General features: G+C 59.3%; 21 protein-coding genes and 1 pseudogene. 14 read left to right on the plus strand and 8 right to left on the minus strand.

Translation table 11 applies throughout. The annotated features are described in order from the left end of the window. Positions 1-208: 208 nt before the first annotated feature. The 5 genes from AC06G5_RS24795 to rlmF all read left to right on the plus strand — a co-directional run bounded on the left by AC06G5_RS24795 (position 209) and on the right by rlmF (position 8110). Positions 209-1021: a cytochrome C assembly family protein gene (locus AC06G5_RS24795; protein ID WP_413426065.1), complete on the plus strand. Its 813-nt coding sequence runs from the start codon at positions 209-211 to the stop codon at positions 1019-1021. Positions 1022-1033: 12 nt separating this feature from the next. Further along, on the plus strand, positions 1034-2266 hold the full coding sequence (locus tag AC06G5_RS24800) for a transporter associated domain-containing protein (protein ID WP_413426063.1): 1233 nt from the start codon (positions 1034-1036) through the stop codon (positions 2264-2266). Between the two features lie 260 nt (positions 2267-2526). Beyond that, entirely contained in the window at positions 2527-3843 is a 1317-nt protein-coding gene (locus tag AC06G5_RS24805; protein WP_413704063.1) for an MFS transporter, read from the plus strand. A gap of 231 nt (positions 3844-4074) precedes the next feature. Next, the gene (locus AC06G5_RS24810) at positions 4075-6921 is read left to right on the plus strand and encodes a valine--tRNA ligase (RefSeq protein ID WP_413704062.1); all 2847 of its coding nucleotides are present in this window, start codon (positions 4075-4077) and stop codon (positions 6919-6921) included. A gap of 157 nt (positions 6922-7078) precedes the next feature. Next, positions 7079-8110 (plus strand): 23S rRNA (adenine(1618)-N(6))-methyltransferase RlmF, encoded by a 1032-nt coding sequence (rlmF, locus tag AC06G5_RS24815; RefSeq protein ID WP_480458522.1) that lies wholly within the window; start codon positions 7079-7081, stop codon positions 8108-8110. A 155-nt stretch (positions 8111-8265) separates the two neighbouring features. Here the strand turns inward: rlmF and AC06G5_RS24820 are convergent, their stop codons facing one another. Then, a complete protein-coding gene (locus AC06G5_RS24820) occupies positions 8266-8703 on the minus strand; it encodes a DUF3757 domain-containing protein (RefSeq protein WP_413428698.1) in 438 nt (145 codons plus the stop codon). A 305-nt stretch (positions 8704-9008) separates the two neighbouring features. Beyond that, on the minus strand, positions 9009-9290 hold the full coding sequence (locus AC06G5_RS24825; protein ID WP_007905514.1) for an HU family DNA-binding protein: 282 nt from the start codon (positions 9288-9290) through the stop codon (positions 9009-9011). 395 nt (positions 9291-9685) lie between these two features. Between AC06G5_RS24825 and yejK the strand changes: the two genes are divergently transcribed. Both yejK and AC06G5_RS24835 read left to right on the plus strand, forming a co-directional pair. After that, complete coding sequence (gene yejK / locus AC06G5_RS24830; protein WP_057396732.1) at positions 9686-10690, plus strand: nucleoid-associated protein YejK; 1005 nt, start codon at positions 9686-9688, stop codon at positions 10688-10690. Continuing rightward, the gene (locus AC06G5_RS24835) at positions 10690-11040 is read left to right on the plus strand and encodes a glutaredoxin family protein (RefSeq protein ID WP_413428697.1); all 351 of its coding nucleotides are present in this window, start codon (positions 10690-10692) and stop codon (positions 11038-11040) included. The genes yejK and AC06G5_RS24835 overlap by 1 nt, the downstream gene beginning before the upstream one ends. Before the next feature lie 108 nt (positions 11041-11148). On the opposite strand, the gene AC06G5_RS24840 is transcribed toward AC06G5_RS24835, so the two are convergent. The 4 genes from AC06G5_RS24840 to AC06G5_RS24855 all read right to left on the minus strand — a co-directional run bounded on the left by AC06G5_RS24840 (position 11149) and on the right by AC06G5_RS24855 (position 13754). Next, a complete protein-coding gene (locus AC06G5_RS24840) occupies positions 11149-12087 on the minus strand; it encodes a glutathione S-transferase family protein (protein ID WP_413704060.1) in 939 nt (312 codons plus the stop codon). 88 nt (positions 12088-12175) lie between these two features. After that, positions 12176-12496, minus strand: a complete 321-nt coding sequence (locus tag AC06G5_RS24845) for a GIY-YIG nuclease family protein (RefSeq protein ID WP_413428695.1) — start codon at positions 12494-12496, stop codon at positions 12176-12178. A gap of 40 nt (positions 12497-12536) precedes the next feature. Continuing rightward, on the minus strand, positions 12537-13007 hold the full coding sequence (locus tag AC06G5_RS24850; RefSeq protein WP_413704059.1) for a nuclear transport factor 2 family protein: 471 nt from the start codon (positions 13005-13007) through the stop codon (positions 12537-12539). A gap of 120 nt (positions 13008-13127) precedes the next feature. After that, positions 13128-13754, minus strand: a complete 627-nt coding sequence (locus AC06G5_RS24855) for a response regulator (protein ID WP_413428693.1) — start codon at positions 13752-13754, stop codon at positions 13128-13130. Positions 13755-14230: 476 nt separating this feature from the next. On the opposite strand from AC06G5_RS24855, the gene AC06G5_RS24860 reads away from it, so the two are divergent. The 5 genes from AC06G5_RS24860 (at position 14231) to AC06G5_RS24880 (ending at position 20154) form a co-directional block, all read left to right on the plus strand. Further along, on the plus strand, positions 14231-14977 hold the full coding sequence (locus AC06G5_RS24860) for a fimbria/pilus chaperone family protein (RefSeq protein ID WP_413428692.1): 747 nt from the start codon (positions 14231-14233) through the stop codon (positions 14975-14977). Positions 14978-15099: 122 nt separating this feature from the next. Continuing rightward, positions 15100-17583: a fimbria/pilus outer membrane usher protein gene (locus AC06G5_RS24865; protein WP_413704058.1), complete on the plus strand. Its 2484-nt coding sequence runs from the start codon at positions 15100-15102 to the stop codon at positions 17581-17583. A 10-nt stretch (positions 17584-17593) separates the two neighbouring features. After that, complete coding sequence (locus tag AC06G5_RS24870) at positions 17594-18736, plus strand: DUF1120 domain-containing protein (protein ID WP_413425783.1); 1143 nt, start codon at positions 17594-17596, stop codon at positions 18734-18736. Positions 18737-18821: 85 nt separating this feature from the next. Next, on the plus strand, positions 18822-19436 hold the full coding sequence (locus AC06G5_RS24875; RefSeq protein ID WP_413425785.1) for a DUF1120 domain-containing protein: 615 nt from the start codon (positions 18822-18824) through the stop codon (positions 19434-19436). Between the two features lie 67 nt (positions 19437-19503). Continuing rightward, on the plus strand, positions 19504-20154 hold the full coding sequence (locus tag AC06G5_RS24880) for a DUF1120 domain-containing protein (RefSeq protein ID WP_413425787.1): 651 nt from the start codon (positions 19504-19506) through the stop codon (positions 20152-20154). 124 nt (positions 20155-20278) lie between these two features. Here the strand turns inward: AC06G5_RS24880 and AC06G5_RS24885 are convergent. Then, positions 20279-20443 (minus strand): annotated as a pseudogene (locus AC06G5_RS24885) (hypothetical protein); the annotation flags it as partial. A 58-nt stretch (positions 20444-20501) separates the two neighbouring features. Next, a complete protein-coding gene (locus tag AC06G5_RS24890; RefSeq protein WP_413425789.1) occupies positions 20502-21128 on the minus strand; it encodes a response regulator in 627 nt (208 codons plus the stop codon). 377 nt (positions 21129-21505) lie between these two features. On the opposite strand from AC06G5_RS24890, the gene AC06G5_RS24895 reads away from it, so the two are divergent. Next, positions 21506-22126, plus strand: coding sequence for a DUF1120 domain-containing protein (locus tag AC06G5_RS24895; RefSeq protein ID WP_413425791.1), 621 nt, complete (start codon positions 21506-21508; stop codon positions 22124-22126). 182 nt (positions 22127-22308) lie between these two features. Further along, positions 22309-23022 carry a fimbria/pilus chaperone family protein gene (locus AC06G5_RS24900; protein ID WP_413425793.1) on the plus strand — a complete coding sequence of 238 codons (714 nt, stop codon included), beginning with the start codon at positions 22309-22311 and terminating at the stop codon, positions 23020-23022. Positions 23023-23127: the final 105 nt, after the last annotated feature.

A 23127-nucleotide genomic window follows, 5' to 3' on the forward strand; every position in this document is an offset into this window, starting at 1 on the left:
CGCGATCCTTTCAGGCCCTGTGTAGACCGGGATAATGGCGGCCCGGACCGGACTAAACGTGTGCTCGGCGAGCCTGCGGCGTGGGCAGGTCGCGGATTATAGCGAAGACTGTGGCTGGCGGACACCTCGCTGTCGGGTTGCGCGGTCTTTCGTGCGGCGGGGGTTCTATGCCAAACTCAGCGACTTTCGGGCTTGCCTAACAGGATTTATGCTCCCCTTGTCACCCAGCTTGCTTACTACCCTCGCCGCCGCCTGCTTGTACGCCGCTGCGACCATATATCAGGGCACTCGCCTGGCTTCCGGCACCAAGGCCAACAAACGCCTGCTGGTCATGCTTGGCGTGCTCGCCGTATTGACCCACGGCGCCAGCCTGCTCACCCACCTGCTGACCCCAACCGGCCTGGGCCTGGACTTCTTCACTGCCGCCAGCCTGATTGCCGTGGCGGTCATCGCATTGACCCTGCTGGCCTGCTCGCGGATTCCGGTAGAGAACCTGCTGATACTGCTGTTCCCGCTGGGGGCCTTGACCGTGCTGCTGGCGCATTTCGCGCCGGCCGGTACGGTGCAGATCATCGATGAAGAGCCAGGCATCCTCGCCCACATCCTGCTCTCGATTCTTGCCTATGGCATGTTCACCATCGCGGTGTTCCAGGCCTTGCTGCTGCTGGTTCAAGACCACCAGCTCAAGCACAAGCACCCGTCCGGGCTGATCAAGAACTTCCCGCCGCTGCAAACCATGGAAAGTCTGCTGTTCGGCTTCCTCTGGGCCGGCTGGACGCTATTGTCGCTGTCGCTGATTTCCGGCTGGCTGTTCGTCGAAAACCTGTTCGCCCAGCATCTGGTGCACAAAACCCTGCTGGCCTGCCTGGCCTGGATCGTTTTCAGCGTGCTGCTGTGGGGGCGCAATCGCCTCGGCTGGCGCGGGCACAAAGCCATTCGCTGGACCCTGGCCGGTTTCTGCCTGCTGATGCTGGCGTATTTCGGCAGCAAACTGGTTCGTGAATACATCCTGCACATCTGACGGGCGGCATTAATGGACGACTTGCCCACAGGGCCGATGCTCGCGGTAGTGACCCTGCTGATTTTATGGTCGGGGCTGTTTACCGCCATTGAGGCCGCGCACCAGCATTTGCTGGCCCAGCGCACCGCAACGCGCTCCAGCGACAAACCGGTGGCGAAACTCAGCTTCCCGCTTGCCAGCCTGATATTTTGCAACACCCTGTGCCGTGCACTCGTGGTGGTCATCAGCACCTTGCTGGCCATTTTCACCTGGGCCGAGAACGGCCCGTGGGTTGCGTGTCTTGGGGCGGGCGCCATTTTGCTGGTGTTTTCCGACTATTTGCCACGGGCGCTCGCCATCCGTTATCCGGATGCGATCCTGGCCCAGGGTAACAATCTGCTGCGCATACCACTGAAAATCATCTATCCCGCGGCATGGCTGCTCAACAGCATCAGTCAGTTGCTGATGCGACCATTCGCCCGTAAAGCCAAAGTGGTGCAACAGAGTGAGGACGAAACGCTGACCGAACGGCACGCCCCTCTCGAAACCGTGAACCGCCCTCACCCGCTGCCAGGCATCCACGCACTGGACAACATCACGGTCAATGACATCCTGGTGCCGCGCAGTGACGTGGACGGCATCAACCTCGATGACCCCATCGAAGAAATCATCGAACAATTGCGCCACAACAAGCGCACTCGCCTGCCGGTGTTCCACAGTGATATCAACCAGGTCGAAGCCGTCCTCAACACCCGACACATCCTTCACTTGCTGCCCGATGCGAGCCTGACCAGGGAAGCGCTGCTGGCAGCCAGTCACGAGCCATACTTCGTGCCGGAAAGTACCCCTCTGCAGTTGCAACTGCTCAATTTCCACAAGCAGCAGCGGCGCCTGGGCATGGTGGTCGATGAATACGGCGAAGTGCTGGGCATCGTCACCCTGGAAGACATTCTTGAAGAAATCGTCGGCGAGTTCGAAAGCCAGCACAGCCTGGACAACCCGCACATTCATCCGCAAGCCGACGGACGCCTGGTGATCGACGGAGCTGCGTCCATTCGCGAGCTGAACAAGAGCCTCGGCTGGCACCTGCCCAGCGATGGCCCGAAAACCCTGAACGGTCTGGTCACCGAGGCGCTGGAAACCATTCCCGAAAGTGCGGTGTGCCTGAAGATCGGTCGGTATCGCCTGGAAATTCTCGAGACCGAGGACAACCGTGTCACGCGAGTGCTGATCTGGCAGACCAGCTCGATGCCTGTCGTTATCTAAAACCTGACACAAATCCCTGAGTTCGCCAGCCCTCTTGTTCGATCGTTAGCCACCTTCCTATAATCGAAGCGCTTACCCAAGCCTCGCCGGCCCCGTGCTTACCCCGCACTTCGCAGCTTCCGGCCTGTCCATCAGCAAAGCCCGCAGCAAACCGACGACTGTTCCTACCTTGAACAGCGACCGTGCCTCCACCCACATCCCTGGGTTCTCGACCATAATAATTCGCTCCACTGGAGCACATGACAGTCAGGGATAACCGCATGACGACCAGCACGACTTACAGCGACTCCACACCTGCGCAACCGACGAACTCCGCCACCCGCGTGGCCACCGCAAGCTTCATCGGCACCGCCATCGAGTTCTACGACTTCTATGTCTATGCCACCGCCGCCGCACTGGTGATCGGCCCGGTGTTCTTTCCGCAGACATCCGGCACCGCCCAGATGCTTTCGGCGTTTCTCACGTTCGGCATCGCCTTCCTTGCACGCCCTTTGGGTTCGGCGCTTTTCGGCCACTTTGGCGACCGTATCGGGCGCAAATCGACCCTGGTCGCCTCGCTGCTGCTGATGGGCGTGTGCACCACGCTGATCGGCGTGCTGCCGGGTTACGACAGCATTGGCGCCTGGGCACCGATCCTGCTTTGCGTCCTGCGCTTCGGCCAGGGTCTGGGGCTGGGCGGTGAATGGGGTGGCGCGGCATTGCTGGCCACGGAGAACGCGCCGAAAGGCAAACGCGCGTGGTTCGGCATGTTTCCGCAACTGGGTCCATCCATCGGCTTTCTGGCGGCCAACGGCCTGTTCCTGACATTGGCCGTAGTACTGGACGATGAACAGTTCCGCTCCTGGGGCTGGCGTATTCCGTTCCTGCTCAGCGCCGCACTGGTGATGGTCGGCCTGTACGTGCGCCTCAAGCTGCATGAAACCCCGGTGTTCGCCAACGCCGTGGCGCGCCAGGAGCGGGTGAAGATCCCGCTGTTCGAGCTGTTCGGTCAATACTGGGCCCCTGTGTTGCTGGGCGCCGGCGCGATGGTCGTGTGCTACGCGCTGTTCTATATCTCCACCGTGTTTTCCCTGAGTTACGGCGTGGCAACGCTTGGCTACAGCCGCGAAACCTTCCTCGGCCTGCTGTGCTTCGCGGTGCTGTTCATGGCTGCCGCCACCCCGCTGTCGGCCTGGGCCAGCGACCGTTACGGGCGCAAGCCGGTGCTGATCATCGGTGGCGTACTGGCGATCCTGTCCGGCTTTCTCATGGAGCCGCTGCTGACCCAAGGCTCGACCTGGAGTGTGGCGCTGTTCCTGTGCATCGAACTGTTTCTGATGGGCGTGACGTTTGCACCGATGGGTGCGTTGCTGCCGGAGCTGTTCCCGACCCACGTGCGTTATACCGGCGCCTCGGCGGCCTACAACCTGGGCGGTATCGTCGGGGCTTCAGCGGCGCCGTTTTTCGCGCAGAAGCTGGTGGCGATGGGCGGGTTGGGCTATGTCGGCGGGTATGTTTCCGGGGCGGCGGTGCTGAGCCTGATTGCGGTGCTGTGCCTGAAGGAAACGCGGCATAACGATTTGAATCAGGTTGCCTGACAGGCCGCCATCGCTGGCAAGCCCGCTCCCACAGGTTGAGTGTCGTTCACAAAATGCTGGTACGACACATACCCATGTGGGAGCGGGCTTGCCCGCGAAGGGGTCCTCACTGACAACTCACCCATCACAACTTTTCCCCCACCCATTGTCACCTCGCTCTACGCGCAAACGCTCATCCCCGCTATACTTCCCGGCTTTTCCTGAATAAATGCCAATAGGGTCCCGCCGCGCATGGATAAGACCTACCAGCCGCACGCCATTGAAACTTCCTGGTACAACACCTGGGAGTCAGAGAATTACTTCGCCCCGCAAGGCGCGGGCGAGTCCTACACCATCATGATCCCGCCGCCGAACGTCACCGGCAGCCTGCACATGGGGCATGGCTTCAACAACGCGATCATGGACGCCCTGATCCGTTTCCGCCGCATGCAGGGTCGCAACACCCTGTGGCAGCCGGGTACCGACCACGCCGGTATCGCCACGCAGATGCTGGTGGAACGTCAGCTCGAAGCCAAGGGCCAGAGCCGCCATGACCTGGGTCGCGAGAAGTTCCTCGAGAAAGTCTGGGAGTGGAAGGATGAGTCCGGCGGCAACATCAGCCGTCAGATCCGTCGCCTCGGCTCGTCCGTAGACTGGAGCCGCGAGCGCTTCACCATGGACGACGGCCTCTCGGAAGCCGTTAAAGAAGCCTTCGTCCGTTTGCACGAAGACGGCCTGATCTACCGCGGCAAGCGTCTGGTCAACTGGGACACCAAGCTGCACACGGCGATTTCCGACCTCGAAGTGGAAAACCACGACGAGAAAGGTTTCCTGTGGAACCTGAAATACCCGCTGGCCGACGGAGCCAAGACCGCTGAAGGCAACGATTTCCTGATCGTCGCGACCACTCGCCCGGAAACCATGCTCGGCGACTCCGCCGTGGCCGTGAACCCGAACGATGATCGCTACAAAGCCCTGATCGGCAAATTTGTCGAGCTGCCGCTGGTCGGCCGCCGCATCCCGATCATTGCCGACGATTACTGCGACCCTGAATTCGGTACCGGCTGCGTGAAGATCACCCCGGCCCACGATTTCAACGACTACGAAGTCGGCAAGCGTCACAACCTGCCGCTGCTGAACATCTTCGACAAAAACGCAACGGTCCTGCCGGCCTGCCAGGTGTTCAACCTCGACGGCACGCTGAACGAAACCATCGACGGCAAGATCCCGGCGGAATACGCCGGTCTCGACCGCTTCGAAGCCCGCAAGCAGATCGTGGCCGCGTTCGACGCTGCCGGCCTGTTGGTCAGCGTTGACGACCACGCCCTGAAAGTGCCGAAAGGCGACCGCTCCGGCACCGTCATCGAGCCATGGCTGACCGACCAGTGGTACGTGTCCACCAAGCCTTTGGCCGAGCCTGCGATTGCAGCCGTTGAAGACGGCCGTATCCAGTTCGTGCCAAAACAGTACGAAAACATGTACTTCTCGTGGATGCGCGACATCCAGGATTGGTGCATCAGCCGTCAACTGTGGTGGGGCCACCGGATTCCGGCCTGGTACGACGAGTCGGGCAAGGTCTACGTCGGTCGCGACGAAGCCGAAGTGCGGGCCAGGCACAACATCGGCCCGGACGTCGCGCTGCAACAGGACAACGATGTTCTCGACACCTGGTTCAGTTCGGGCCTGTGGACGTTCTCCACCCTCGGCTGGCCGGAAAAAACCGAATTCCTGAAGAAATTCCACTCCACCGACGTACTGGTGACCGGCTTCGACATCATTTTCTTCTGGGTTGCCCGGATGATCATGCTCACCATGCATTTGGTGAAGAACGAAGATGGCACGCCGCAGGTTCCGTTCAAGACCGTGTACGTGCATGGCCTGGTGCGTGACGGCCAGGGCCAGAAGATGTCCAAGTCCAAGGGCAACGTCCTGGACCCGCTGGACATCATCGACGGTATCGAGCTGGAAGAGCTGGTACAGAAGCGTACCTCCGGCATGATGCAGCCGAAACTGGCGAAGAAGATCGAGAAGCAGACCCGCGACGAGTTCGCCGAAGGCATCGCCAGCTACGGCACCGACGCCCTGCGCTTCACCTTCTGCTCGCTGGCATCCACCGGTCGTGACATCAAGTTCGACATGGGCCGCGTCGAAGGCTATCGCAACTTCTGCAACAAGATCTGGAACGCGGCGCGCTACGTGCTGGACAAGGGCGAAGACTGTGGCCAAAACGGTGAAGCCTATGAGCTGTCCCTGGCCGATCGCTGGATCATTTCGCAACTGCAACGCACCGAAGCCGAAGTGACCCGCCAGCTCGACCAGTTCCGTTTCGACCTGGCTGCGCAAGCCTTGTACGAGTTCATCTGGAACCAGTATTGCGACTGGTACCTGGAGCTGTCCAAGCCTGTGTTGTGGGACGAAAACGCACCGGTCGAACGCCAGCGCGGCACCCGTCGCACCCTGGTGCGCGTACTGGAAGTCGCCCTGCGTCTGGCGCACCCGTTCATGCCGTTCATCACCGAAGAAATCTGGCAGCGCATCGCGCCGCTGGCCGGTATCGAAGGCAAGACGATCATGCTGCAACCTTGGCCAGTGGCCAACGAAACACGCATCGATCAGGCGGCCGAAGATGACATTGAATGGCTCAAGGGCCTGATGCTCGGCACCCGTAACATCCGTGGCGAAATGAACATCGGCCCGGGCAAACCGCTGCCGTTGTTCCTGAAGAACGTCAGCGCCGAGGATCAGCGTCGCCTGACCGAAAATGAAGCCCTGCTGAAGAAGCTGGCGCGTCTGGAATCGATCACCGTGCTGGCTGCTGGCGAAGAAGCGCCGCTGTCCGCCACCGCGCTGGTCGGCGAGATGGAAGTGCTGGTGCCAATGGCCGGCTTGATCGACAAAGCTGCGGAACTGGCGCGTCTGGACAAGGAAATCCAGCGCCTGCAAGGTGAAGTGCAACGTGTCGGCGGCAAGCTGTCCAACGCCGGTTTCGTTGACAAGGCACCCGCCGAAGTCATCGACAAGGAACGCGCCAAACTCGCCGAGGCCGAACAGGCCCTGGGCAAGCTGGCCGAGCAGCATGCGCGGATTGCCAGCCTGTAACGGCAGATCGCACTGAAAGAGGGAGGCCCAAGCGGCCTCCCTTTTTTATGCCTGCCACTTTCTAACATCCAATGAAGCCCCCCCTGTGGGAGCGGTGTTGCCCATAGATGTGGGACAATGCCCGCCACTTTCAGCCATGCCCGAATCGACCACACCCATGACCGCCCCCCGCCCCCCCAAGCCTGCGCGCCAAAAGCCTGCCCCGAAGACCCTGGCCACGGCCGTCGCCCCGAAGGAAAAGGCCAACCTGCACCCGCGCAATCGCCATCAGGGTCGCTACGACTTTCCGGCGCTGATCAAAAGCTCCCCGGAACTGCAGAAATTCGTGATCATCAATCCGTACGGCAAGGAAAGCATCGACTTCGCCAGCCCGGAAGCCGTGCGGGTGTTCAACCGGGCGTTGCTCAAGTCGTTCTATGGCATCGCTCACTGGGACATTCCGGCCGACTACCTGTGCCCTCCGGTGCCAGGCCGTGCCGATTACGTGCACTTCCTCGCCGACCTGCTGGCCAGTGGCAATGACGGCGTGATCCCCCGTGGCGCGGCCGTGAAGGTGCTGGATATCGGCATGGGCGCCAACTGCGTGTATCCGCTGATCGGTTACAGCGACTATCGCTGGCAGTTCCTTGGTTCCGATATCGATGCGACCGCCATCGCCGCGGCGAAGGCGATCATTCAATCCAATGGCCTGAACAAAGCGATCCAGGTACGCCAGCAGAGCAACCTCAAGCAGATCCTCACAGGCCTGCTGGAAAGCGCAGAGCGGTTCGACCTGACCATGTGCAATCCACCATTCCACGCCTCGCTGGACGAGGCCACACGGGGTAGCACGCGAAAATGGCGAGCCTTGGGCAAGGCCGATCCGAAACGCAAGCTGCCAGTGCTGAACTTCGGCGGGCAGGCGGCGGAATTGTGGTGTGAGGGCGGGGAAGTGCGTTTCGTCACGCAACTGGTCAGCGAAAGCGTGCAGGTGGCGCAACAAGTGCTGTGGTTCAGCACGCTGGTGTCGAAGGCGTCGAACCTGCCGGCGATCCAGGCGGCTCTGAGCAAGGCCGGCGCGCTGGACAGTCAGGTGGTGGAAATGGGTCAGGGACAGAAACAGAGCCGCTTCGTCGCCTGGACCTTCCAGACCAAAGCGCAGCAACAAGCCTGGCGTCAGGCACGATGGTCGAAGTCTACAGCCGAGTAAAAAGTCAAAAGTACAAAAAAGCCGTGTCAGGGTGACTCCTGTACACGGCTTTTTAACAAGCCTTAGCGGTTAACCGTGAAGCTCAGATCTGTAATCACAAACTGCCTGGACTTTGCGAGCAACTTCGACAACAGAAAAGTTCAGACATCTCCGTTTCATCGCTTTGTTGCTCGAACAATTTCTTTGAACGCACAGGTACGCGCTTCCTTGCTATCGCAGTAATACTGACCAAGCCATTCTTCCCATGGCCCATTGGTATCAATACTTACGATAGTTCCTTCTCGCTTGTATCTCATATCCAACTCACCTCCATGTTGCAACTTGTAACCACAACGCAGAATTTCACCGGCAACAGTGCCGCCTTCGGCCGCTATGCGAGGAGCGAATATCGCCAACTCGAACTCACCTGCCGGTCCACGCCCGGTTTGCGAAACACCGTACCATTCCCCGTCGCCACTTGCTGTCGGGGCTTTATAGGCACCGGCCGCCAACTCCTTGATGTCAGAAGGGCTTGGGCAGTACTCGGTAACATTGGCCAAGGCCTGGCCGGACACCAGAAACGATACGCACATCAACAACTGTTTAACTTTCATAATAACGTCCCTGTGACGAACAACTGAAGTTTGGTTTTGGCTTTTTTACGCAAAGCCCAGCGCTACGCCTTATTGATACTACCGACCCAAGGCGCACACTCAACTATCAGTTCTGTAGGAACGTTCGTTATATACAGAGAGAAAAGTATTATTCAGCGCAAACGGCTATCCCTGTCAGGCGCACGAGTAACAACTACTTCCCAACAAAGGGATTATTCCAAAAATTCACCTTGCGTAAACCGTTACAACGCGCACAAAAAAACCGTGCCCGGATCGCTCCGGTGCACGGTTTTTTTTAACAAGTCTTACTTGTTGACAGCGTCGGTCAGGCCTTTGGCCACAACCAGCTTGATCACTTTCTTGGCAGCGATTTCGATGGCAGCGCCAGTCGAAGGGTTACGGCCAGTACGGGCAGGGCGCTCAGTCACTTTCAGCTTGCCGATACCTGGCAGAGTGATTTCGCCGCCGTTTTCCAGCTGATCGGCAACGATTTGGCCCAGTTGGTCCAGAGCGTTACGCGCGGTGGTTTTCGGCGCGTCGATAGCTTCAGCGATGTCGGCGATCAGTTGGTCTTTAGTAAGAGCCATTTAGTGTTCCTTCCCTATCAAATTCATATGGATTGCAGAGTGCAATGTCAGCCATCGAGCCCGATCTTCTGGATCTGGCACCCTCGGCCAAATAACCTCGGGATCGGGGTTATAGATACCGAAATCAGGGTTTGGTTCGACCTGACAAATGCTGACTGCACGCTTAACGCAGTGACTTCGCGCAAGACCGGGCAAAGCTAGCACACAGCCGTGGAAATATCCGCCTCTAGCTACCCATTTGGTCAGCTTTATTGCGCTAAAACGGGAAAAAAACGCATAAGCGCCGTCGGTCGCCTGCCAATTGCCCTTCGCACCGCGCCAAAACCAGCGGTTGCGGTACACTGAGCGCTTTTTCGGGGAGCACGCCCTCCTCTCTTCATTCAGCCGAGAAGCCCATGCCGATCCGTCATTGCATCGTCCACCTGATCGACAAAAAACCCGACGGCACACCTGCAGTTCTCCACGCCCGTGACTCTGAACTGGCCGAGTCCGCGGCCATCGAGAACATGCTCGCCGACCTCAACGAAAGCTATAACGCCAAACAGGGTAAAGCCTGGGGCCTGTTCCATCCTGAATCCGGCGCGTTCCCGTTCAGCGGCTGGCTGAAGGAGTACCTCGATGGCGGCCAGGACTTCACTGCGTTCAGCCGCGTGGCGGTTGAGCATCTGCAAAAACTGATGGAAGAATCGAACCTGTCGGTCGGCGGCCATGTGCTGTTCGCACATTATCAGCAAGGCATGACCGACTACCTGGCCATCGCCCTGCTGCACCACAGCGAAGGTGTGGCCGTGACCGATGAACTGGACGTGACCCCGTCCCGTCACCTGGACCTGGGCCAATTGCACCTGGCGGCGCGGATCAACGTTTCCGAGTGGCAGAACAATAAACAGTCCAAGCAGTACATTTCGTTTATCAAAGGCAAGAACGGCAAAAAGGTTTCGGAGTATTTCCGCGACTTCATTGGCTGTCAGGAAGGCGTCGACGGCCCCGGTGAAACCCGCACCCTGCTCAAGGCCTTCAGTGATTTCGTCGAAAGCGAAGACCTGCCGGAAGACGACGCCCGCGAGAAGACCAAGACCCTGGTGGATTACGCCAGCAGCCAGGCCAAGCTCGGTGAGCCGATGGGCCTGGAAGAACTGTCGGGGCTGATCGACGAAGAACGCCCGAAGGCCTTCTACGATCACATCCGCAACAAGGATTACGGCCTCTCGCCGGAAATCCCGGCCGATAAACGCACCCTGAACCAGTTCCGCCGATTCACCGGCCGCGCCGAAGGCCTGTCGATCAGTTTCGAAGCACACCTGCTGGGCTCGAAGATCGAGTACGACGAAGAAGCCGGTACGTTGATCATCAAGGGCCTGCCCACTTCGCTCACCGATCAGCTGAAGCGTCGCAACTGATGCTCGGCGGCGTACTGAAGAAATTCCTGCTGATCCTGCTGGTGGTCGTGGCTTGCCAGAACTGGGGCAAGATCGAGCGGGCGCTCAACCCTTCGCAAGTCGTGCCTGCACAGACGCAGACCCAGGCCAACGTTGTGCTCTACGCCACCGAATGGTGTGGTTACTGCAAGCTGACCCGGCGCTTTCTCGATCAGAAAGGAATTCCGTACAAGGAGTTCGATATCGAGAAGGATGCCGTCGCGCGCGGAGACTATCAGGCGCTGGGCGGCGGCGGCATTCCAATTATCGATGTGAACGGAACCCTGATTCGCGGGTACGACCCGGATGCGATCCTGGCCGCCTTGAAGTAGCTCTGTAGGAGCGAGCTTGCTCGCGATGAATCCGAAAACACCTCGAAGAACCTGGCTCTCCGCGTCTTCGTTGACGACCATCGCGAGCAAGCTCGCTCCTACAAGAGATCATCTGACAGCTTCGATGCGGAAGCCCAAGCGCGGGAAGTGCACATGCACCACGCCGCCACGCTCGTCCTCGCGTCGTACAATCAGCTCTTCGCGACCGGAAAATAATAACTCCCCAGCTACCGGATCAACGCCGTAGTCCGTGGCCGCAATCACTACCTGTTGCCCCGCCGTGAACCCGTTGGGATCGACGAACTGCTCATCCGGCAATGCCGCTGGCGTGGACGCGCGCGCCACTGCCAGAGCCTCCTCGGAACTCATCTCGCTGGATGCACCATGACCGAAGCCCAGTACCCGCGCATGCCACGCGGCAACTGCCGGGTAAGCATCCACCAGCGGCGCAGTGACCGGCGTGGCCTTGAGAAACCAGAGGCTATGAGCCAGGGCAAAGTCGGCAATCGACGGCTCACCGAAAAGGAAATCTCCCTCTTCGCGCTGCAACTGCAACTCCAGCCGCGACATGATCGTTGGCCACTGGTGCTTTGCCTGCTCGGCGGCCAGCCTGGTCGCACTACCACCACTGAACAACCTGGCACGGTCGGCAATAAACGCCTTGATCGCTTCCGGCGACAACTTGCCAAAGCGCACCGCTATCGATTCCGGCTGGAACACCAGGCTGACCGCATGCTGGAACACCACTGAGTCGGCCCAGGCTGCAAACGTCGCGGTGATCATTTCCTGACCTTCCGGGAAAAACGCCGGCAAGGTTTTTTCCTGCTCCAGTCGTCGGGCAATCAATGCCGTATCGCAATAAATATCCGCACCAACCTGCAGCACCGGGGTCTTGCGGTAGCCACCGGTCAACGCCGTGAGATCCGGCTTGGGCATCACTGGCGAGATATTTACCGAACGCCATGACAAGCCCTTGAAGCCCAGCAGCAGGCGGGCCTTCTCGGCAAAGGGGGACGTCGGGTAATGATGCAGAATCAACTCGGACATGCTCGGCTCCGCCGCAAGGATCAGGAATCCGCAGCTTAGCGCGCAATCACCTGGCAGCCTACAGGTCCGCCTGATGGGAACTGATCAGTCAGAGTGATAAGTCAGAGGCGGCGCTCACTGCGCTCGCCACCAGGCATTCCTTGGCGCTCTTTTTGAGCTTTTTGATCAGCCGTTCCTGACGCAACGCATCGCTTTTGTCGCGACAGCGTTCGGTGTAGACCAGGGCCATGGCCGGGCTGGAAAGAAAGAATCGCGCACCCTTGCCGCTTTGATGCTTGGCGAAGCGACGCACGGGATCATCGCTGATCCCGCAATAGAGCGAACCGTTGGCCGCGCGAACGAGGTAGACGAACCAGGTTTTGTTCGCGGGGGTGTCGGCGTCGACACTGCTTTCGCTGAGGGTGGTCACGTAACGATCAGGGCTTGAAGGAAAACAGGCCGCGATCTTATCAGCGACTGGCCTGGAATGCCTTCAGGCCTTTCAATGCCTGCGTGCGGACAGCGTTTCTCACCAGCGGCGTCCAGCCCAACAGCAGGCCTTTGAAACCCAACGCCTGACGTGACCAGGTCCATAGATCGAAACTGTCGTGGTGCTCACAGATCTTGCCGTCACGGAAGACAAAACGCGCCTGGATATCGTTGACCACGGTGTTGCCGGTCTGGCTGAACAGATAGGTCGCGACCCAATGGGCACTACCGGTGCGCTCGTCGGCGCGAACATGATCGAAGGTCAGGGAAAAGTCCTTGGCCCGAGTGGTCAGCATGCGCCACATGTCACCGGCATCGCGACCGCGAAGCTCGCCGAACGCCGGGTCACTGAACACCACATCATCGGTGTAGCAGGCCGCCATGGCTTCGGCATCCAGGCGCTGGAAAGCCTGGTAGAAACGGGTGATCAAGGCGCTATGGGCTTCACTCATTTGCGGGCTCCCCTGGATTTGCATAATGGTGTCGAAAGTTTGCCTGCACGATAGTCTGCAAACGCATCGAACACTATCGGCATTCATGACGAAAATGACGCGATGACTATTCTCGTCATTTCAGTACGACATTCCGTTGTCCCGGGCGTAGGAAAAAAGATCGACGTCCGTGGAAATCCCCAAACGGTACATGGCCATGTTCTTTTGTTTACTGATGGTCGACACGCTTCGTTTGAAGTGAATGGCGATTTCGCTGACGGTCATGCCCCTGGCAAGCATTCGAACCACTTCGTGCTCCTTGGCTGACAGTGGCGATTCGTGCAACTGATGGCCGGCGTTGGTCAACAGCGCGCGCAGGGACTCGCTGAGGTAGCGATGCCCTTCCTGCACAGCATTGATTGCCAGAGGCAGATCAGTCGCCGATGCGGTTTTGGCCACGACGGCCATCACCCCTTGAGCCAGCGCAGCCCTCGCCGTCGCCACGCTGGTAAACATTGTCACCAGAATGATCGGCAAGGCCGGGTAATGGCGTTGAATCGTACTCAACATTTTCAAGCCATCGGCCTGCCGCCCTCCCGGCATGGAGAAGTCAGTGATCAGCAGGTCGCAGGACGTGCTTGAAAGCAGACTCATCAGGCTGTCGGTACCGTCGGCCTCGCCGACGATCACGCATCGTCGACTGGCGTTGATGAGTATGCGCAGCCCGACACGAACGACGGAATGGTCGTCAGCAATAACGACTCGCATTGTGGGATACCTCCTGCTTGTGGCGCAAAGGCGCGGAAAATAGCGCCGTTCATACCCCTTCCACAACGCCCCGAAAAAGCCTCTGACGTCGCATCCTCAATGTATTCAATGGGCTAACTCTTTGCCCATCCAACAAATAGATGATCCCTACATTGCAGCGCGATAAAGACTACGCAAGAGGACTACAACCAAAGAACTCCCTCCGTTAGAAAACGCTATGTAGTCCGCAACACTCTTTCATACACACCCCTCTCTCTTTTCGTATTTATTGCATTCCTCCCGCCTTATCTGCTCGCTAAGTTGTGGCCTGCCAAACAGTCCGTCGTCCCCGTACAGAACTGCGCTCACTCAGTGCCTGGCTATCGAATGCATGAACATGACACCAGTGCCCCCCTGCGTACTGCACTCCTGCTCACGGAAGCCTTGCGTTGTCTGCATTGCGAGCCATGCCAACGGTCTTTTATCCGGGAATTTTCATGAGAGACATCAATACATCATTTTTCAAGCAGGTGCGCCGCCTGACCCATACGGGTATCGGTGCGTGTGCGCTGTTATGGGCCGCACAGGTCCCCGCCGACGGCATGGTGCCCGACACGTCCGTGGTCATCGTCAATGAAGCCAGCGGGGAAACTGCTGTATCCGTGACCAACACTGACGCCAGCCTGGCGCTGCTACACGTCACCATTGAAGACATTCCCGAAGACACCGAGCCATTGGTGTTCGTGACACCACCCTTGGCACGTGTTGAAGCCTCCAGGACACAGCTGGTGCGCTTCATCCTGCAATCAGAAAAGCCCCTGCTCACCCAGCGTTTGAAGCGGGTGATTTTTGAAGGAGTCCCCCAAGGAAAATCTGCTCCCGAGGCCGGGCATGCCCGTGTGGGTGTGACGGTGCGCCAGAACCTGCCGGTCATCCTTCACCCCGCAGGCCTGGCGCCGAACCGCACACCATGGACCGACCTGAAATGGTCGCTGCAGGATGGTCAACTAAGCGTACGCAACGAAACACCTTATGTCGTACGCCTGGCTCAGGAGGTACAACTGCTGCCTTCCGGGAGCAGTGCCACGCTACCAAGGACCTACGTGCTGCCCGGTGACCACATCAGCGTTCCGGTCCCCACAAAGGCTGCCACCCAGGTTCGAATTCATCCCGCGACCGTCTATGGCTTTGCCGTGCCTCCCTATGACGCACTGCTCACCCCCCGGAACCGACACCTCCAATAGCGCCGCGCAGGGAAAAACAGGAGGCGACATTTCATCGTGACGGCCTGATTTGCCGTCGCTGCAAACGCAACGCAAACCGTCGTGGATCAAGCCGGCGCCGCGCCATAACCCAAGTGAAGCTCATGAACACCGTATTGAAATACCGTGATGGCGTAGCCATGCCTGCGATTCGGCCGGCCAGCATGCCCCCGCACCTGTCGCGAGTCCGGACCGGCATGGTGTTGCTGCTGAGCAACGTGCTGATCGGGCTCGAAGCCAATGCCGAAGACCTCAATGCTGCTTCGCTGCAGTCTTCGTTCGACCAGAAAATGCTCAGTCAACGCGGTATCGACCCGATTCTCGCAACCCTGCTGCTGGCCGCTCCGAGCTTCACCGCTGGCCGACATCCGATCACCCTCACGGTCAATGGCCTGCGTCGTGGCCGGGTGGACGTCACGTTCAACCAGGAGGGCAGCTTGTGCTTTGACCGTGTCCTGCTCGATGCGGCAAACCTGAGCGTGCCCCCGACTCCGGCCAACGACAAAGGCTGTTTCGACTTACTCGCCACCTGGCCGCAAACCGGAATCGAACAGGACCCGGCCAACCTCGGCCTGTCATTGATAGTACCCACCCAGGCGATACGTCCTGCGGTCCGGGATATCTCTGGCTACCAGACCGGTGGTGTCGCCGGGTTATTCAACTACGACATCAACAGCCTTCACAGCCAATACGGCAGTCAATCGAACCGCTACCTCTCAGCCAATACCGAAGTCGGCTTCAATGCCGGCGACTGGATTGTGCGCAGTCGTCAGGTGCAGACCTGGCAGAACGATGTGTCCAGCACCACTCACCTGGCGGCTTACGCCCAGCGCACCTTTGCCAGCCAGGAGACGGTGCTTCAAGCGGGTCAGATCAATCTCTACAACCCGGTACTGGCCGGCGCGCAGATCACCGGCGTTCAGGTCATGACCGAACAGGCGCTCCAGGTCGAAGGCCAAAGCAATCCCATCGAAGGGATCGCTCATGGCCAGGCTCAGGTCGAAATTCGCCAGAACGGTTCGCTGATCCACTCGACAGTGGTGCCGGCAGGACCGTTTTCCCTTGGCAACGTACGCCGGCTCGACAGTCGCTCCGATGTTGAAGTCACCGTAAAGGAGGCGGATGGCAGCGAGCAACGCTTCACGGTCCCCGCCGCCCTGCTCGGCGTTGGCCTGCCGGCTCCCGGCTTTTCGTTGGCCGCCGGCCAGGTACGCAGTCTCGGCGCGGCACAGAGCGGCGCGCCCTGGGTGATCAGCGGCGGCTGGAGCGGAGCACTCACCCCGAATGTCCTGCTCAGCACCGGCGCTACGGGCGCCGCCGACTACCGCGCGGCGGGCACAGGCCTGAGTGTGTTGCCAGCGGCCGACACACAGATCCAGACCACCCTGCAAGCGACCGACACCAGCACCCGCCAAGCCGCCAGAGGGCTTCAGGCCGACCTGAACATTTCGCAACGCATGAGTGAACAGTGGTCGATCAATGCCGGAACTTCGCACCGGACCTTCGGCTATCGCGAACTGTCGGAGGCCGTGTTCGATACTCAAGCGCAGCGCAGCCAGTCGCGCTACCGCGATCAGCAGAGCCTGTCGCTGGCCTGGTCACACCCCGGGCTTGGCGCGTTCAGCAGCGGCTTCAATCGTTCGACGACATTCGACAGCCAGAACAGCAGCCGCGCCCTGGCGTCCTGGGGCACCCGGATCGGCGGAGTGTCGGTGTCGGCCACGGCGCAATGGCAAGTCAGTGGCACCCAGCGCAGCGACGACAGCGTTTACCTGAGTTTCAGTATTCCTCTAGGTGAAAGTCGCCGGGCGCGCACCTGGGTACGCAGTTCCGCTGGCGAATACCACAGCGGTGTCGGCTTGAACGAACAGGTAAACGACCAGTTGAGTTACCGGGTCGGCGTTGAGCACGACACGCGAGACAAACAGGTGCAGTCCTCGGTGGGGGTTTCCTTGCTGCCGCGCTACAGCCAATTGGACCTGAGCTACACCCGCTCCGATGCCGAACACTCCAGCTACCAGATTGGCGCGCGCGGCGGCGCTGTGCTGCACGGCGACGGCTTGACGTTATCGCCATACCCCGTGCGGGACACCTTCGCGCTGCTCTCGGTAGGCGACGCAGGCGCCATCAAAGTCTCGACCCCCAGCGGTCCGGTCTGGACCGATTGGCAAGGTCACGCCGTGGTTCCTCACTTGAGCGCCTATGGTCGCAGCCGGGTAGAAGTCGACACCCGCTCGCTGCCACGCAACCTCGATATCAACAACGGACTGGCCGTGGTTTCCGCCGGGCGCGGGGCCGTCGACAAGGTCGAATTCGGTGTCACGTTGACCCGTCGTGCCTTGCTCAAAGTCACCACGGACAACGGTGCCCCCCTGCCCCGTGGCGCGACGGTCAGCAGCGCAAACGGTGAGTTCGTCACACTCGTTCAAGAAGGCGGATTGGTGTTTTTGCCCAACGCCCTGGACACCCGAGACCTGTGGATAACCGCACCGGGACTGGAGCGCTGCGAACTGCGTTTCGAACTGCCGGCCAAGGCCAATACCCAGGTGTATTACGAGACCGCCACCGCCCAGTGCCGAACACTTTAAGGATGCCCCCATGAAGCTGTCCCACCCTTTACGGTTAACACTCGGCACCCTGATGTTGAGCGGACTTGCGCCTCAGGCCTGGGCGCTCGCCGATGAATGCCTGCTCACCCTGAGTCAGCCGGTGCTCGATTACGGCTTGATGAATCGGGCAATACGCGGCGATGCCCCCGCAGAGCGAACCCTGGGCGAGCGCCGCCTGAGTCTGAACCTGAACTGCCCGCATTCCACCGACATGACCCTGTTCTACCGCGCCATGGCCGCGACCGCCGAGCGCTTCCGCTTTGCTGAACGCGGTAGCTATGCAGTGCGCATGGGTGACGCCGTACTCGATGGGCAACCGGTGGACCTGGGCCTGATTTCCGCCATCGACCAGGTACCCGAAGAAACCGCTTCGAGCCTGCTTTGGCGACCGCAGCAGGCAATCGTTCCGGTTCGGGGCGGCGTGGCGGTGCAAGGTCAAAGTCTTTCGGCGCAACTGGAACTGACAGCCTGGGCTCCGGAAAAAGCGTTGCAGGTACGCGATGCCATTGTCTGGGAAACCACCGGTCTGTTCGACGCAGTCGCTACGGGCCATTCAAGGGAGATAACCCTGCGCGCCAGCTTTGCGCCCGCCGCGTGCAAGGTGGAACTGTCCAATGGCGGCCTGGTGGATTTCGGTCGGTTATCGATAAACGACCTCAACCCCGACAAAGGCACCCGATTGCCTCCCAGGGATTTGACCCTGCAGGTTGGCTGCGACGCCCCGACGCAATTTGCCCTGGTCATGCATGACAACCGCTCAGGCACGGCGACGGTCAACAGCGAGATTTACTACGGGCTGGGTGTGGATAACCGCAGCAACAAGATTGGCCTGTACTCACTGAATGTCGACCCCGCCAATGCCAGTGCGGACAGCTTTGCCCGCGTGTATCGAACCGACTCCACCACCCAGGGCGTGGCCTGGAGCACCTCCAGCTCGAACCCCATACCGATCGCCCGGAAAAGCTACCTGGGCTTCACCAACAATGCCGGCAGCAGCGCAGGGCCGGCCTCGATCCAGAATCTCACGACCACAGTGACGGTCGATGCCGTCATTGCTCCCACCGCGAGCCTGGACCTGAGCGGCGCCGTTCACCTCGATGGCTCGGCGACGATCGAAATGCTTTACCCGTAACACCCACCCTGCCTTGTTGAACCCGAGGTGCAATGACGTGCCCCGGGGCATTCAAGGTCAACAACAGTAGCAAGGAGTTTCACCCATGAAAAAGTACTTCGCAGCACTCGCCACAACGGCACTGATCAGCGCGGCTCCTTTTGCGCTCGCAGCGTCGAGCACTGACCTGACGGTTACAGGCCTCATCACGCCAGTCGCTTGCACGCCGACCCTCTCCAGCGGTGGTGTCATTGATCTGGGCAAAATCTCGGCAGGAGACCTTTTACCGGATCAGAACACCCTGGTCAGCACTGATCCACTTCAATTGACCGTGACCTGCGATGCAGCAACGAAGTTCGCAGTGAATCCAATTGACAATAATCCCAATACGGGCCTTACCGGTTCGTTCGGCCTTGGCTTGGGAAATGAAGGCGAAGAGCTGGGCTTCTATCACCCCAGGGTCATTACGGTCATGGACGGTGCAACCGAGCTGGACCCGATCGAGTCAGCCGACGATGGAACAACCTGGGCGAAAGCAGATTCGGCAAAACCTGGTTACCTCTTGTCCGTGGCAGCACTCGGCGAAACGGACCCGGCCAATGCACAGAACGTCACTATCGACTTCGCGATCGATTCCTACATCGCCCGCGCTGATTCGCTTGACCTGACCGACGAAATCGACATCGACGGTTCCGCGACCCTTGAAGTGAAGTACCTGTAAGGAACAAGGTGCTGGACCGTCCGCGGTTCAGCACCGTTACGGCCCACTGAAAAAAAGGATTTTATCGTTGAAGCCTATCCCCATCAACCTGGCAACGGCGCTGTTGTTGAGTACGACAATTTGCGCCCATGCGGCGTCAGTCGTTGAGCTGACGATCAACGGCACCCTGACGCCAGTCGCTTGCACCCCGTCATTTTCCAACAACGGCCTTGTCGATTTCGGAAAAATCTCCCGGCAGGAGCTGAACGTCGACAAACGCACGCAACTTCGCGACGAGACACTCGACTTCAGCATTCACTGCAATTTGCCTGCGCGTTTTGCATTGATCATGCGGGACAATCGAGAAGGCTCGGCCATCACCAACAGTGAAATCTATTACGGTCTGAAGTTCGACGGCAGCGGCAACAGGATTGGCTTGTATTCGCTGCGTTTCGATCCCGTCAACACCGTAGTGGACGCTCTGCCTCAAGTGTATCGAACCGACTCCACCACCGGAGGGCGGGCATGGAGTGCATCCCGGTCAACCCCCATACCGATCGCTGCGCGAAGTTATCTGGGTTTCACCGATGTACCCGCCAGCACCGCAGGGCCCATTGCAATCCGGAACTTGTCCAGCCGGATCACCCTGCAAGCGGTCATCGCACCGACCTCGACGCTGGACTTGAGTGAAGACGTGTTCATTGATGGCTCGGCAACCCTGGAACTTGTCTATTTATAGATTCCAATCATGGCTGGATTTTCTCACTGCTGACCTGCACACACAGCGCCCGCCCGGCATCGAGGCCGGCGATGATCGCACCCAGGCCAATGACGCCGAAGATCCAGCCCCACAAGCTACAAGGTCACTTGCCAGGCCAGCGGGTCAGGCAGCAAGCCGCGATCTTATCAGCGGCTGGCGTCCACCCCGGCAACAGGCCTTTGAAACCCAGCGCCTGACGCGACCACTTCCACAGATTGAAACTGTCGCTATGCTCGCCAATCTTGCCGTTACGGAAGACGCAATGCGCTACATGTCACCGGCATCGAGACGTTAAAACGCTTGGTAGAACCGGGTGATCAATGCGGTTAGTGGGCCATACCGCTGTCGCGGGCATAGGCAAAAAGCTCGACGTCAGTACTGATGCCCAGGCGGAGCATGGCCATGTTTTTCTGTTTACTGATAGTCGACACACTGCGTTTAACCTGGTGGGCGATTTCGCTGACGGTCATGCCGTTGGCCAACATTCTGACCACCTCCAATTCCTTGACCGACAGTGGCGATTCCTCCAGCTGACGGTCCGCGTTGTCCAGCAGTTCGCGCAGGGGCTCACTGATGTATCGCCGCCCCAGCCCCACCGCATTGATTGCCGCCGGCAGCTCGGACACCGAGGTGTTTTTCGCGACAATGCCCATCGCCCCTTGAGCCAGCGCCGCCCTCGCGGTGGCCACGCTGGTAAACATTGTCAGCAGAATCACCGGCATTGCCGGGTATAGACGGCGCAGGGTATTCAACATTGTCAGGCCATCGACCTGCTGCCCGCCCGGCATGGAAAAATCGGTGATCAACAGATCACAGGGGGTGTTTGAAAGCACATTCATCAGGTCGTCTACGCCATCGGCCTCTCCGACAATTTCGCATTGTCTGCTGGCATTGATGAGCATCCGCATTCCTACGCGAACAACAGAATGATCGTCAGCAATTACGACTCGCATTGAGGGACTTTTCCTACATGACTGCATGCCATGAAAGTAGCCCTGTTTTATAGCCACCACAACTCCCAGAAACAACCCTTGCTCCAAGCAGTTTCAGAGCCTTCAAGCCCCCAGGGCATTACTCCGAAAACAAAAAGATTAGTCCCACAGAGCAAAACAAATAGCCCTACGAAATCAGGGAAATTTCATGCCTGAATAGCCAAAAGCTTACGTAGCCCACAACACTTATTCGTACGCCAACAGACGCTTTCGTATTTGTTGCATTTCTTATCCTCACCTCGATGGATACATTGCGTCGCCCTTGAGCAGCCCGATACCCAACATCCCGCAGCCTTGGCCATCAACCTGAAAACGCTCATCGAGAGGAGCACACGACCATGAACAAACAACTGACGATACTGGGTACTGCCTTGTTGCTTGGCGCTGCCACTTCCGCCTTCGCCGCCTCCAGCACTGACCTGACCGTCACCGGCACCATCACCCCTGCTGCCTGCACGCCGAGTCTTGCCGGCGGTGGCGTGTTTGATTACGGGAAAATAGCTGCCAAGGACCTGAAGCCAGATGCTGCCACCCCACTCGGGCAAAAAACTCTTCAACTTACCGTGAATTGCGATGCGGAAACCCTGTTTGCGATTATGCCAGTTGATAACAGGGCGGAGTCCTCGACCTCTCCCGTCCGCTACGGGCTGGGTTTTATCAACGGAGATGAGAAGCTCGGGGAGTACGTCTTGAATTTTATGAACGTTATTGCAGACACTCCATCGGCAATACTGCAATCGAGCGATGGCGGGGTGTCATGGACTGATGGAAACACCGCTATTTATCCGGGCTATTTGGTTGCCTTTGGCGACAGCACCGGAATCAGAGTTCCCCACCCCCTGCAGGATGTCAGAGTGGATCTGCGCGTTTCCCCTTTCATTGCCCCAACCCAAAACCTCACCCTGACCGACGAAGCACAAATCGACGGCTCGGCCACCCTGCAAATCGTCTACCTGTAACTCAACTCAATACCGGGCAACGAACCTGCCGTTAGTTGCCCAATAAACCATTAAGAAAAGCCCAGTGAACATTCACCACCCTGCCCTCGCGACAGCGCTGCTGATCGCCTGCGCCCCCCTGTTTCCACCGCTCAGCGCACATGCCTGGCGGTCAACGGCTTGATCAATCAACGAGACACGTCATGAAGAAGATTTTCAAGTTTGCACATCATTTGATCTACATCGGCTTTGGCGGCTTTGTGCTGCTGATGGCCGCCCAGGCCCAGGCTGACGGCATGGTCCCCGACACCTCCGTGGTGATCGTCAACGAGGCCGACGGCGAAGCCTCCGTGACCGTGACCAACACCGATGCCAACCTGGCCCTGTTGCACATCACCCTGGAAGACATCCCCGAAGACACCGAGCAACTGGTGTTCGTGACCCCGCCGCTGGCCCGGGTCGAAGCCTCGAAAAGCCAGTTGATCCGTTTCATCCTGCAATCGGAAAAGCCCCTGGTGACCCAGCGCCTGAAGAGGGTGATCTTTGAAGGCATCCCTCAAGGCAAAGCCGGCGCCGAAGCCGGGAGCGCCCGCGTGGGTGTGACGGTGCGCCAGAACCTGCCGGTGATTCTGCACCCCAAGGGCCTCAAGCCCAATCGCACGCCATGGACCGACCTGCAATGGTCGTTGAACAACGGCCAACTGACCGTCAGCAACGATACGCCTTACGTCGTACGGCTGGCCCAGGAGGTACAACTGCTGCCTTCGGGCAATGCGATGTTGCCAAAGGCCTACGTGTTGCCGGGCGAGAAGCTCAGCGTCGCGGTATCGACCCAGACCGCCAAACAGGTGCGCATCCAGCCGGCCACGGTGTATGGCTTCGCAGCGCCGCCGTTCGAGGCACCGCTCAAGCCCTGAACCACCGTAGAACCAGCGCCCCCAGGGAAGAGTGGGCGTGAACTTTCGGGATGACGGTCGTTACCGTCCCCGACGCAAGCCAGCGGCGGCAGTGGATCAAGCCAG

The sequence above is a fragment of the Pseudomonas sp. WT-JTC genome (assembly GCF_056711565.1).

Excerpts from the sequence above, each read along its gene's own strand:
- AC06G5_RS24795 (WP_413426065.1), top strand. The coding sequence starts at position 209 with ATGCTCCCCTTGTCACCCAGCTTGCTTACTACCCTCGCCGCCGCCTGC.
- AC06G5_RS24800 (WP_413426063.1), top strand. The coding sequence starts at position 1,034 with ATGGACGACTTGCCCACAGGGCCGATGCTCGCGGTAGTGACCCTGCTG.
- AC06G5_RS24805 (WP_413704063.1), top strand. The coding sequence starts at position 2,527 with ATGACGACCAGCACGACTTACAGCGACTCCACACCTGCGCAACCGACG.
- AC06G5_RS24810 (WP_413704062.1), top strand. The coding sequence starts at position 4,075 with ATGGATAAGACCTACCAGCCGCACGCCATTGAAACTTCCTGGTACAAC.
- rlmF (WP_480458522.1), top strand. The coding sequence starts at position 7,079 with ATGACCGCCCCCCGCCCCCCCAAGCCTGCGCGCCAAAAGCCTGCCCCG.
- AC06G5_RS24820 (WP_413428698.1), bottom strand. The coding sequence starts at position 8,703 with ATGAAAGTTAAACAGTTGTTGATGTGCGTATCGTTTCTGGTGTCCGGC.
- AC06G5_RS24825 (WP_007905514.1), bottom strand. The coding sequence starts at position 9,290 with ATGGCTCTTACTAAAGACCAACTGATCGCCGACATCGCTGAAGCTATC.
- yejK (WP_057396732.1), top strand. The coding sequence starts at position 9,686 with ATGCCGATCCGTCATTGCATCGTCCACCTGATCGACAAAAAACCCGAC.
- AC06G5_RS24835 (WP_413428697.1), top strand. The coding sequence starts at position 10,690 with ATGCTCGGCGGCGTACTGAAGAAATTCCTGCTGATCCTGCTGGTGGTC.
- AC06G5_RS24840 (WP_413704060.1), bottom strand. The coding sequence starts at position 12,087 with ATGTCCGAGTTGATTCTGCATCATTACCCGACGTCCCCCTTTGCCGAG.
- AC06G5_RS24850 (WP_413704059.1), bottom strand. The coding sequence starts at position 13,007 with ATGAGTGAAGCCCATAGCGCCTTGATCACCCGTTTCTACCAGGCTTTC.
- AC06G5_RS24855 (WP_413428693.1), bottom strand. The coding sequence starts at position 13,754 with ATGCGAGTCGTTATTGCTGACGACCATTCCGTCGTTCGTGTCGGGCTG.
- AC06G5_RS24860 (WP_413428692.1), top strand. The coding sequence starts at position 14,231 with ATGAGAGACATCAATACATCATTTTTCAAGCAGGTGCGCCGCCTGACC.
- AC06G5_RS24865 (WP_413704058.1), top strand. The coding sequence starts at position 15,100 with ATGAACACCGTATTGAAATACCGTGATGGCGTAGCCATGCCTGCGATT.
- AC06G5_RS24870 (WP_413425783.1), top strand. The coding sequence starts at position 17,594 with ATGAAGCTGTCCCACCCTTTACGGTTAACACTCGGCACCCTGATGTTG.
- AC06G5_RS24875 (WP_413425785.1), top strand. The coding sequence starts at position 18,822 with ATGAAAAAGTACTTCGCAGCACTCGCCACAACGGCACTGATCAGCGCG.
- AC06G5_RS24890 (WP_413425789.1), bottom strand. The coding sequence starts at position 21,128 with ATGCGAGTCGTAATTGCTGACGATCATTCTGTTGTTCGCGTAGGAATG.
- AC06G5_RS24895 (WP_413425791.1), top strand. The coding sequence starts at position 21,506 with ATGAACAAACAACTGACGATACTGGGTACTGCCTTGTTGCTTGGCGCT.
- AC06G5_RS24900 (WP_413425793.1), top strand. The coding sequence starts at position 22,309 with ATGAAGAAGATTTTCAAGTTTGCACATCATTTGATCTACATCGGCTTT.